The 10,466-nt window shown below is 64.3% G+C and carries 8 protein-coding genes; 6 read left to right on the plus strand and 2 right to left on the minus strand.

The window, feature by feature from the left end; genetic code table 11:
• Positions 1-17 precede the first annotated feature (17 nt).
• Positions 18-2,018, plus strand: coding sequence for an ABC transporter ATP-binding protein (locus AB4Z37_RS31965; RefSeq protein WP_441520697.1), 2,001 nt, complete (start codon positions 18-20; stop codon positions 2,016-2,018).
• Positions 2,019-2,075: 57 nt separating this feature from the next.
• Here the strand turns inward: AB4Z37_RS31965 and AB4Z37_RS31970 are convergent, their stop codons facing one another.
• Complete coding sequence (locus tag AB4Z37_RS31970) at positions 2,076-3,449, minus strand: TIGR03808 family TAT-translocated repetitive protein (RefSeq protein WP_441520698.1); 1,374 nt, start codon at positions 3,447-3,449, stop codon at positions 2,076-2,078.
• A 309-nt stretch (positions 3,450-3,758) separates the two neighbouring features.
• The gene (locus AB4Z37_RS31975) at positions 3,759-4,934 is read right to left on the minus strand and encodes an FAD-dependent oxidoreductase (protein WP_441520699.1); all 1,176 of its coding nucleotides are present in this window, start codon (positions 4,932-4,934) and stop codon (positions 3,759-3,761) included.
• Positions 4,935-5,400: 466 nt separating this feature from the next.
• On the opposite strand from AB4Z37_RS31975, the gene AB4Z37_RS31980 reads away from it, so the two are divergent.
• From AB4Z37_RS31980 to AB4Z37_RS32000, 5 genes are all read left to right on the plus strand, one after another.
• The gene (locus AB4Z37_RS31980; RefSeq protein WP_441520700.1) at positions 5,401-6,636 is read left to right on the plus strand and encodes a carboxylate--amine ligase; all 1,236 of its coding nucleotides are present in this window, start codon (positions 5,401-5,403) and stop codon (positions 6,634-6,636) included.
• A gap of 678 nt (positions 6,637-7,314) precedes the next feature.
• Positions 7,315-7,686, plus strand: a complete 372-nt coding sequence (rpsL, locus tag AB4Z37_RS31985) for a 30S ribosomal protein S12 (protein WP_211964679.1) — start codon at positions 7,315-7,317, stop codon at positions 7,684-7,686.
• A gap of 12 nt (positions 7,687-7,698) precedes the next feature.
• Positions 7,699-8,169: a 30S ribosomal protein S7 gene (gene rpsG, locus AB4Z37_RS31990; RefSeq protein ID WP_441520701.1), complete on the plus strand. Its 471-nt coding sequence runs from the start codon at positions 7,699-7,701 to the stop codon at positions 8,167-8,169.
• 35 nt (positions 8,170-8,204) lie between these two features.
• Complete coding sequence (gene fusA / locus AB4Z37_RS31995) at positions 8,205-10,277, plus strand: elongation factor G (RefSeq protein WP_441520702.1); 2,073 nt, start codon at positions 8,205-8,207, stop codon at positions 10,275-10,277.
• A gap of 40 nt (positions 10,278-10,317) precedes the next feature.
• A partial coding sequence (locus AB4Z37_RS32000) for a GTP-binding protein (RefSeq protein ID WP_441520703.1) occupies positions 10,318-10,466 on the plus strand: 149 nt, incomplete at its 3' end.

A 10,466-nucleotide genomic window follows, 5' to 3' on the forward strand; every position in this document is an offset into this window, starting at 1 on the left:
AGCGATGATCAGGGTCCATGGTGTCGAAGCCCGCAGCCGAGGAATCCACCGCGCAAGCCCCCGCAGCCGGCGTGCCGGCCCCTGAGCCGCTGACCGTCGCCGGCGAGACACCCGAAGACGGCGCCACCCCGCTGCCGCCGCCCCCGCCCATCGACGACGACGAGGACGACGAGGATCTCGTCGCCTTTACCGCCCGCGAGGCGGCCGGCGCGTTCGCCTCCCTCTACAGCTTTACCCGTCCTTTCCTGCGCAACTACAGGAAAGGCATCCTGTTCGTCGGCATCGGTCTGCTGATCGAGACGCTGTTCAACGTCATCATGCCGCTCAGCCTGAAGTACCTCATCGACGAGGCGCTCGGCGAGGAGGACTTCAAGGCGCTGGTCATCATCCTGTCAGTGCTGGCGACCGCCGGCGTGCTGACCTCGCTGGTGGCGATCTGGTACGAGCTGTGGGACGCCAAGACGACGGCCTCGGTGATTTCCGACGTGCGGACCAAGATGTTCGAGCACGTCCAGAACCTGCCGTCGTCGTTCTTCGCCCGCACCAGGCGCGGCGAGATCCTGTCACGGTTTTCCGTCGACATGGCGGCCTATGAGAGTGCGATCAAGCATCTCGCCAACAGCGCGCTGTTGCCGCTGTTCGAGCTGTTCGCCGGCATCCTTCTGATGCTGTGGCTGAACTGGCAGCTCGCCGTGGTGGCGCTGCTGGTGTTCCCGCTGACCCTGATCGGTCCGCGCATCCTCACCCCCAAGGCGGTGCAGGCCAACTACGACCAGAAGGTCAACGAGGCGGCGATTCTCGGCGTCGTGCAGGAGAACGTCGCGGCCCAGGCGGTGGTCAAGGCGTTCGGGCTGCAGCGCCGCGCGCTGGGCTGGTTCGGCTCGCGCAACCGCGACGCCCGCAAGTCCATGGCCAAGGCGACGTTCCTGTCCAGCATGGTCGAGCGCACGGTCACCATCGCGGTGCTGCTGCTGCACCTCGTCGTGCTGGCCATCGGCGCCTATCTCGCCACCAACGGCCAGATCACGGTCGGCACCTTCGTCACCTTCGAAAGTGCGTTCTGGGAAATCTCCTACAATATCGCCCACCTGATGCATTTCATCCCGGTGGCGATCTCCTCGGCCGCCGCCGTGCAGCACATGCAGGAGATGCTGGACGAGCCGCAGCGCGGCGCCGACCGCCAGGGCGCGCCGGACCTGCCGCGCATCACCAACGACATCACCTTCGAGCGGGTGAGTTTCACCTACGAGAACAGCGACAAGCCGGTGCTCGACGGCCTGACGCTGAAGCTCAATGTCGGCAAGAGCATCGCCGTCGTCGGCCCCAGCGGTTCCGGCAAGAGCACGCTGCTCAACCTGATTCTGCGACTCTACGTGCCGGACGAGGGACGGGTGACCATCGACGGCGTCGACATCCGCCGCGTCACGCGCGACTCGCTGCGCAGCAGCATGGCGGTCGTGTTCCAGGAGAACATGCTGTTCAACATGTCGCTGATGGAGAACATCCGCCTCGGCAAGGAGGGGGCGAGCGACGCCGAGGTGATCGACGCTGCCAAGAAGGCCGAGATCCACACCCACATCATGAGCCTGCCGGAGGGCTACGACACCATCGTCGGCGAGCGTGGCGACACCTTGTCCGGCGGCCAGCGGCAGCGCATCGCCATCGCCCGCGCCATCGTCCGCAACCCGTCCGTTCTGCTGCTGGACGAGGCGACCTCGGCGCTCGACCAGACCACGGAGGCGGCGATCAACCGCACGCTGCTCAATCTCGCCCGCGGCCGCACCATGATCTTCTCCACCCACCGCCTGACGTCGGTGGTGGAGATGGACGAGATCATCGTCATCGCTGACGGCAGGGCGGTCGAGCGCGGCTCTCACAACGAGCTTCTCGCCCTCAACGGCATGTACCGCAAGCTCTGGGACGACCAGTTGCACACGCCCCATCACGCCGATCCCGATGATGACGACGATGATGAGGACGATGACGACGAGGATGACGAGGACGAAGACGAGGAGTGAGGCCGCGCGAGCGGTGGCCTCTGCCCGCAAGGGGCAGAGGCCTGGTGTCACTCCCGCTCAGGTGAACGAGTAGTTCAGCAGCAGCTTGACGTTGGCGAAGCCGCTGGTGGTGGCGTTGCCGAGGTCGGGCGTGCCGGTCACCTTCTTGATCTCGCCGGTCGCGCCGTTGTAGGTGATCGGCACGATCGCGGCATATTTGCTGGTGGTGGTGAAGTTGTTGACCACGTTGCCGCCGACGAAGACACGGCCATAAGTCGTGTCGGCCTGGTAGAAGCCGATCCCGCCGGCGCAATTCTTGATCGTGTTGTTCATCGCCTGCGCCGAGATCTTCTGCGTTCCCAGCGAGCCGTTGTTGGTGGGGTAGACCACCACGCCCCAGTCCGCGCAGCTGTCGACGATGTTGTCGTTGACGACGACGTCGGCCTCCGCCCAGATCCCGGTGCCCCAGGTCTGGTATCCCGGGAAGGAATTGTTGCTGCAGCTGTAGATCTGGTTTGCGGTGATGATGGTCTCGCGGGCGCCATTGTTGGAATTGGAGATGCTGATTCCGGTGCCTGCGGTGTTGATGATGTTGTTGGCGACGATGCCGCCGAAGAACGGCGTGTTGGAAGCGGCGGCCTCGATCCGGATCGCCATTTCGCTGCTGCTGTAGCACTGGTTGCCGGTGATCTCGGCAAAACTCGAGCCGTTGAAGCGGATCGCCGAGAACGCCGACGAGTAGATCATGTTGCCCTGCACCTTGACGAAATCGGCGAGGTACACGATCACGCCGTTGCCGAACGGGCCGGTGCCGCCGTCATTGGCACTGGTGAAGCCGATCAGGTTGTTGCTGACGATGCTCTGGTCGCCGCTCGCCGAGCTGCGCTGGATGTAGATGCCGTTGTTGCCGGCGTAGAGCACGCGGTTGCTGTCGATCAGCATGCCGCCATTGTTGCAGTCGACCGAGTAGACGCCGAATTCGGCCGGCTGCGACACGGTACAGTCCTTGATGACGCCGCTGCTCAGGTCGAGATAGATGCCGTGGTGTCCGGACTGCAGCAGCGAACAGCGCTCGATCGCGATGCCGGCCACGTTGCTCACCGAGATCAGCGCCGGGTTGGTGAGACCCGCGGGAAAGGACTGGAACTGGCCGGTGACGGTCAGGTCGTGCAGGTAGACGGGGCCGAAGCTCGCCCCCGAGCCTGCCGGTGCGACATTGATCGTCGGCGAGCGCTGATAGCCCTGGATCACGGCGTTGCCGGCGGCGGAATAGATCTCGACCGGAGCGGTGATGTTCACCGTGGTGATGCTGTAGCTGCCCGCCGGAATGAACAGCGGCAGGCCCTGTGTCTGCGCCGCGTTGATTGCGGCCTGGAAGTTCGCGGTCTGGTCGGTGCCGGTGCCGGCGACCATGCCGTAGTCGGCGCCATTCAAGCTCGTAACTGTTGGCATCGTGATCTTTCCCTTCAGCGTCATGGAGCGTTGCGTGCACCTGCGATGCAGGCTGCATCGCAGGCGTCAGCCAACCAACCATGCAATTGCGTCGGGGCGGCGCGCCGGTGCCGGTGGATTCTGGGGGAAGCGGGGGAAGCTCACGCACGCAGCATGAACGCGCTGTCGGGCGCAGCGCGATGGAGCGGTTGCGCGCGGCTCATGCCGCCGGACCTGTCCGGCGGGCCACTGCTCGCGCGAACACAGCGCGTCAGAAAAAACTGCGAGAGCGCGTTCGCGATCCAGGCAGAAATGAACGTGCTCTGCAGCTCAGATGCCAGGGCGCTGCTGCAGCGGCCGTGTCGGGACGACGGCGCGCAGCTCACGCATCGCGCCGATGCCGGCGCGGACCAGGAAGCGGCTCCAGCGCTGCAGGTGCCAGACGAAACCGTTCTCGATCGAGAGCGAGCGCAGCTGGTAGGCGAGCGCACTCGATGCGGCGTCGCAGGCCATCTTGACGGGGTCGTCGTAGAACTGACCGATCTTGGTGGCGTCCATGCCGTCGCTGGCGAGCCAGCTCGGGATGTGCACCTTGCACAGCTGCTCGACGTCGGTGAACACCTTGCGGGTGCCGGTGCCGGCCGCGGGGCAGGAAGTCGCGAAGGCGTCGCCGACCAGCACGATGCCGGCCTGGCGGTGGCCGGTGGTGACGTAGAGGTCGGCCGGGCGGATGCGGATCGGTCCATCGACCTCGACGTCGCCGGTCAGCTTGTGCAGGTTCGGCATCAGCTGGCGCAGCGCCTGTTCCGGACTGCGGCGCATCTCGCGCAGCCAGGGATCGTCCATGGTGCGATAGACCATGAGGTTGGCGCGCATCGTCGAGCCGATCGGGAACAGCGTGAGGTAGGCCATCTGCGCCGCCGTGCTTTCGCCGTAGTAGGTCAGCGAACCGAACGGGAAGGGCTGGCCGTCGCGCCGGCGCAGGTCGAAGCCGAGGGTGATGGAGTGGCACGGGCTGGTCACCACCCGCTCGATGCCGAGATGATGGCGCAGTCCGACATTGAGGCCGTTGGCGAGCACGACCAGGCGCGCGGTGATGCTGTCGCCATTGGAGAGCGTGACCTGCTGCAACTGGTCGCTGGTCGAGATGTCGGTCGCCTTGGCGGTGATGATGTCGACGGACGAGGGGATCGCGCTCCGCGCGGCCTGCACCAGCCCTTCATAGGCGAAGCCATATTGGTCGCCGCGGCGGCGATCGATCAGCCGTCCGAGCCGTGCGATCCAGACCTGGCGGTCATAGGTCATCGCCGGCATGAACTGGTCGATGAGGCCCATCCGGCGCAGCGTTTCGATCTGCGGGCCGTCGATCTTTTCGCAGCGGAAGTCCTGGGGATAGACCGCGTGAGGATCGATCAGCGCGGCCTTGACGCCGGCGCGGCCCAGCAGTGCCGCGGCTGTCGAGCCGGCCAGTCCGCCTCCGATGATAGCAACGTCGACCTGATGCATGGTGATCTCGTTCGTTGAAGCTAGCATTGCCACACACTGGCGAATGAAGATTGAAAGATGTGGGTTAACGTCCCGGCTGCCCCGTTTCGGGCCAGTCTTGTTTCGAAATGTTTCTAGCGTCGCATTTTGAGCCGGTCGCCCCCGTGATTGGCAGAAGACAACGGCCAACCTTCACGACTCATGCCAGCGCGGCAGCTGCGGGCGAGGTCGAGCGCGCTGCGCGCCGCATGCAGACGTCGCGTAAACCAATTTGCCGGTAAGGTGTTGCGGTGAGATGGCTGCAGTGTCCCGGACATGGTTGCGGCACGGGAATTTGAGGCAGCGCAATGTCGTCCTGTGTGGCGGGACGATCATGCCCCGCACAGGCGCCAGCTTGCGGATGAACGGCGAATAGGATGATGATCAACCTGCAGCGTGTGCCCCGGGCCGGTGCGTTCCGGCGAGACGTCCAGGCGGCGAGATGCGCATGCGCGACCTGACCGGACAATCGGGCGAGGGCGCTATGAGCGGCGTGGTGTTGCTCGGTGGCGCGCATGGCGCACTGTCGGCGGCGCGCAGCTTCGGCCGCCAGAACATTCCGGTCGTCTACGTGACCGATGACCATCCGCTGCCCGGATTGTCCCGCTATGTGACCGGCAGTTTCAGTTGGCCCGGCGCGACTTCGCCGGGAGCGGCGAACTGGCTGATGGAGTTTGCCGCGGCCCACGGCCTCAAGGACTGGCTGCTGATCCCGTGTGCCGATGGCGACGTGAGGTGCGTCGCGGAAAACCTCGCGCTGCTGCGCGGGGTGTTCCGGATCGTCAGCGCCGACTGGGCGACCCTTCAGAAGGTCTGCGACAAGCAGCGCCTCGCGGCGACCGCGCGCGAGGCGGGTGTCGCCTGTCCCCGCAACTATCTGATCCGCTCCATGGAAGCGGCGGCGTGCACCGAGATGGAGTTTCCGGTGGTGCTGAAGCCGGCGACGCGGATGGAGCGCAACGCATTCACCGCGGCGAAGGCCTGGCGCGCCGATACCCGCGAGGCGTTGATCGAATTCTACCAGAGGGCGAGTGAACAGGTCGGCGGCGACGATGTGGTGGTGCAGGAGCTGATCCCCGGAGGCGGCGAGGCGCAGTTCTCCTATGCGGGACTCTGGTACGCCAATCAGCCGGTGGCCGACATGACGGCGCGCCGCACCCGCCAGTATCCGATCGATTTCAGCATGAACAGCACCTTCGTCGAGGTGGTGGAGAACGAGGCGGTGCGGGCGGCGGGCCGCCGCCTGCTGTCTGCCATCGGCTTCGAAGGGGTGGTGGAGGTCGAGTTCAAGTTCGATGCCCGCAGCGGCGCCTACAAGGTGCTCGACGTCAATCCGCGGCCGTGGTCGTGGTTCGGATTGTGCCCGGCGGCCGGGCTCGACCTGGCAGTGCTGATGCGTGAGGTGGCGCTGGGCCGGGCAGTTGCTCCGGCGGAGGCGCAGGCCGGATGGGCGTGGATGCAGGCGTCGCGGGATGTCGTGGCGGCCGCCCAGCTGATGGCGCGGGGCGAACTCACCTTTGCAGGGTATCTCGGCAGCTTCGGCCGCAGGCTGACCTATGCCGCCTTCGCCTGGCCTGATCCGATTCCCGGCCTGATGGAGGTTCCGCTGACGGTCTACCGGGTGCTGTCGCGGCTGATTCCCGTCGGCGCGCGCGAGGCCCAGCCGAATCGAGGTCGAGCATAGATCGCTTAAGGTAATTTAATACCTAAATCGAGCCGAATTCTGTGCTATCGAAGGTGGGGAGAGGCGCCGCAAGATGTTCTTGCTGTCGCGCAGCGGTCATCTCGGTCCCCACTGAGCGGGTGGAGCGATTCCCTCGCGCCGCAGCAAAGCAGCGCCTCCGCGATGCGGCGCGATGCGAGAAGTGCCTCTGCGACACGCGTTTCTTGAATCGTGTTTGGTCTTGACTTGCGGTCGCATGGCCGGTAGAACGCGCCCACTTAACGACAGGCGGTGAGCTTCGTCTGCGTCGGAACGGATCACCCACACCATCCGAATATTGATTGGGCCGTTAGGCTTAAGTTCGGATCTGGAAGGGCACCAACCTCGACGAATGTCGCTCAGACGCTGTCGATTATAGCCAGTCAGTGCGAAGACAACCCCGGCCTGCGGCCTTCCGCCTGTGTGCGTTGGTCGAAGAATTTGGGGTTCCGGAAGCATGATCCCGGTGGGCCTGCCCATTGTGATCCTCTGTGGCGTCGAAGCGCCCGCCGCTCAGTGATGAGCGGTCGGCGTGATTTCGTTTTGCGTAAACGTATTCATTCGAATGCGGATGCGCCGAACGACCCGACAGGGCGGGTAGCCCGGCAAAATTTTGCGAAACCCGGTCGGTTTCGCGCGAACGAGGGTGAAGGCGAACCAATGCCGACGATCAACCAGCTGATCGCAAATCCGCGCGTCGTCCAGAAGGCGCGCAAGAAGGTGCCGGCTCTGCAGCAGTCGCCGCAGAAGCGTGGCGTTTGCACGCGCGTCTACACCACGACGCCGAAGAAGCCGAACTCGGCGCTTCGCAAGGTCGCCAAGGTGCGCCTGACCAACGGCTTCGAGGTCATCGGCTACATCCCGGGTGAGGGTCACAACCTTCAGGAGCACTCGGTGGTCATGATCCGCGGCGGCCGCGTCAAGGATCTTCCCGGTGTTCGCTATCACATTCTCCGCGGCGTCCTCGATACCCAGGGCGTCAAGAACCGCAAGCAGCGCCGTTCGAAGTACGGCGCGAAGCGTCCGAAGTAAGGAGCGGAATCCATGTCGCGTCGTCACGCAGCCGAAAAGCGCGAAGTTCTTCCGGATCCGAAGTTCGGGAACATCGTCATCACCAAGTTCATGAACTCGATCATGTACGACGGCAAGAAGTCGGTGGCCGAAGGTATCGTCTATGGCGCGCTGACCGCCATTGAGGCCAAGACCAAGCAGAGCCCGCTGACCGTGTTCGAGCAGGCGCTCGACAACGTCATGCCGACCATCGAAGTGCGCTCCCGCCGCGTCGGTGGCGCCACCTACCAGGTGCCGGTCGAAGTTCGTTCGACCCGCCGCCAGGCGCTCGGCATTCGCTGGATCATTACCGCGGCGCGTGGCCGCAACGAGAAGACCATGACCGAGCGGCTCTCCGCGGAGCTGCTGGATGCGTCGAACAACCGGGGGAACGCGGTCAAGAAGCGTGAAGACGTGCACAAGATGGCGGAAGCCAACCGCGCCTTCTCGCACTATCGCTGGTAACGGCGACCGTAACGCACAGGTTTAAGGACAGCCCCATGCCCCGCCAACATGCCATCGAGGACTACCGTAACTTCGGTATCATGGCGCACATCGACGCCGGTAAAACGACGACGACCGAGCGCATCCTCTATTACACCGGCAAGAGCCACAAGATCGGCGAAGTGCACGAAGGTGCCGCGACGATGGACTGGATGGAGCAGGAGCAGGAGCGTGGCATCACGATCACCTCCGCTGCGACCACCGCGTTCTGGAATGGCAAGCGCCTGAACATCATCGACACCCCAGGGCACGTCGACTTCACCATCGAAGTCGAGCGTTCGCTGCGCGTGCTCGACGGTGCCGTGTGCGTGCTCGACTCCAACCAGGGCGTCGAGCCGCAGACCGAGACCGTCTGGCGCCAGGGCGACAAGTACCGGGTTCCGCGCATCGTCTTCGCCAACAAGATGGATAAGACGGGCGCCGACTTCTACAAGTGCCTGCAGGACATCATCGACCGCCTCGGCGCCAAGCCGGTGGCGATCCAGCTGCCGATCGGCTCGGAAAGCAATTTCAAGGGTCTGGTCGATCTCGTTCGCATGAAGGCCGTTGTCTGGAAGGACGAGGCGCTGGGTGCGAAGTACGAGGACGCTGAGATCCCGGCCGACCTCGCCGACAAGGCGAAGGAATACCGCGAGAAGATGGTGGAAGCCGCCGTCGAGCTCGATGACGACGCCATGGCTGCTTACCTCGACGGCAAGGAGCCGGACGAGGCGACACTGAAGCGTCTGATCCGCAAGGCCGTGCTGACCGGCGCCTTCTATCCGGTGCTGTGCGGTTCGGCGTTCAAGAACAAGGGCGTGCAGCCGCTGCTCGACGCCGTCGTCGACTATCTGCCGTCGCCGCTCGACGTGCCCGCCATCAAGGGGCAGGACGAGGACGGCAACGAGATCGTGCGCAAGGCGGACGACAAGGAGCCGCTGGCTCTGCTCGCGTTCAAGATCATGGACGACCCGTTCGTCGGCACCATCACGTTCTGCCGCATCTATTCCGGCACGCTCATTTCGGGCACCGGCGTCATCAATTCGACGCGCGACCGCAAGGAGCGCATCGGCCGCATGCTGCTGATGCATGCGAACAACCGCGAAGACATCAAGGAAGCCTATGCCGGCGACATCGTCGCGCTGGCTGGCCTCAAGGAAGCCCGCACCGGTGACACCCTGTGCGACGCTGACAATCCGGTCATCCTCGAAAAGATGGAATTCCCGGAGCCGGTGATCGAGATCGCGATCGAGCCGAAGTCGAAGGCCGACCAGGAAAAGCTCGGCGTTGCGCTGGCGAAGCTCGCTGCGGAGGATCCGTCCTTCCGTGTGTCGACCGACCAGGAGTCCGGCCAGACCATCCTCAAGGGCATGGGCGAACTCCATCTCGACATCAAGGTCGACATTCTCAAGCGTACCTACAAGGTCGACGCCAACATCGGCGCGCCGCAGGTGGCGTTCCGCGAGAAGATCACCAAGCCGGCCGAGGTCGACTACACCCACAAGAAGCAGACCGGCGGTACCGGCCAGTTCGCGCGGGTCAAGTTCATCGTCGAGCCGAACGAGCCCGGCAAGGGCTTCGAGTTCGAGTCGAAGATCATCGGCGGTGCGGTGCCCAAGGAGTACATCCCGGGCGTCGAAAAGGGCCTCAACAGCGTCCTGGGTTCGGGCGTGGTCGCCGGCTTCCCGGTGGTCGACGTCAAGGTCCAGCTGATCGACGGTGCCTACCATGACGTCGACTCGTCGGCGCTGGCCTTCGAAATCGCTTCGCGCGCCGCCTTCCGTGATGCGCTGCAGAAGGGCAAGTCCGTCCTTCTCGAGCCGATCATGAAGGTCGAGGTCGTGACGCCCGAGGACTACACCGGTTCGGTCATCGGCGACCTCAACTCCCGCCGCGGCCAGATCCAGGGGCAGGACATGCGCGGCAACGCCAACGTCATCAACGCCATGGTGCCGCTGATGAACATGTTCGGTTACGTGAACAACCTGCGCTCGATGAGCCAGGGGCGCGCGACCTTCACCATGCAGTTCGATCACTACGCCGAGGCACCTGCCAACGTGTCGGCGGAAGTCCAGAAGAAGTTTGCCTGATCGCCTTTGACTGAGAGTCAAAGCCTGAACGGAGAGTATCATGGCCAAAGAGAAGTTTGAGCGTAATAAGCCGCACTGCAACATCGGGACCATCGGTCACGTTGACCATGGCAAGACGTCGCTGACTGCGGCGATCACGAAGGTGTTGGCGGAGACTGGCGGCGCGACGTTCACGGCGTACGACCAGAT

The sequence above is a fragment of the Bradyrhizobium sp. 2TAF24 genome, assembly GCF_052115025.1.
GTDB lineage: Bacteria > Pseudomonadota > Alphaproteobacteria > Rhizobiales > Xanthobacteraceae > Bradyrhizobium_A.

Coding starts and splice junctions, on each gene's coding strand:
- AB4Z37_RS31980 (WP_441520700.1), top strand. CDS start 5,401: ATGCGCGACCTGACCGGACAATCGGGCGAGGGCGCTATGAGCGGCGTG.
- AB4Z37_RS31970 (WP_441520698.1), bottom strand. CDS start 3,449: ATGCCAACAGTTACGAGCTTGAATGGCGCCGACTACGGCATGGTCGCC.
- rpsL (WP_211964679.1), top strand. CDS start 7,315: ATGCCGACGATCAACCAGCTGATCGCAAATCCGCGCGTCGTCCAGAAG.
- rpsG (WP_441520701.1), top strand. CDS start 7,699: ATGTCGCGTCGTCACGCAGCCGAAAAGCGCGAAGTTCTTCCGGATCCG.
- AB4Z37_RS31975 (WP_441520699.1), bottom strand. CDS start 4,934: ATGCATCAGGTCGACGTTGCTATCATCGGAGGCGGACTGGCCGGCTCG.
- fusA (WP_441520702.1), top strand. CDS start 8,205: ATGCCCCGCCAACATGCCATCGAGGACTACCGTAACTTCGGTATCATG.
- AB4Z37_RS31965 (WP_441520697.1), top strand. CDS start 18: ATGGTGTCGAAGCCCGCAGCCGAGGAATCCACCGCGCAAGCCCCCGCA.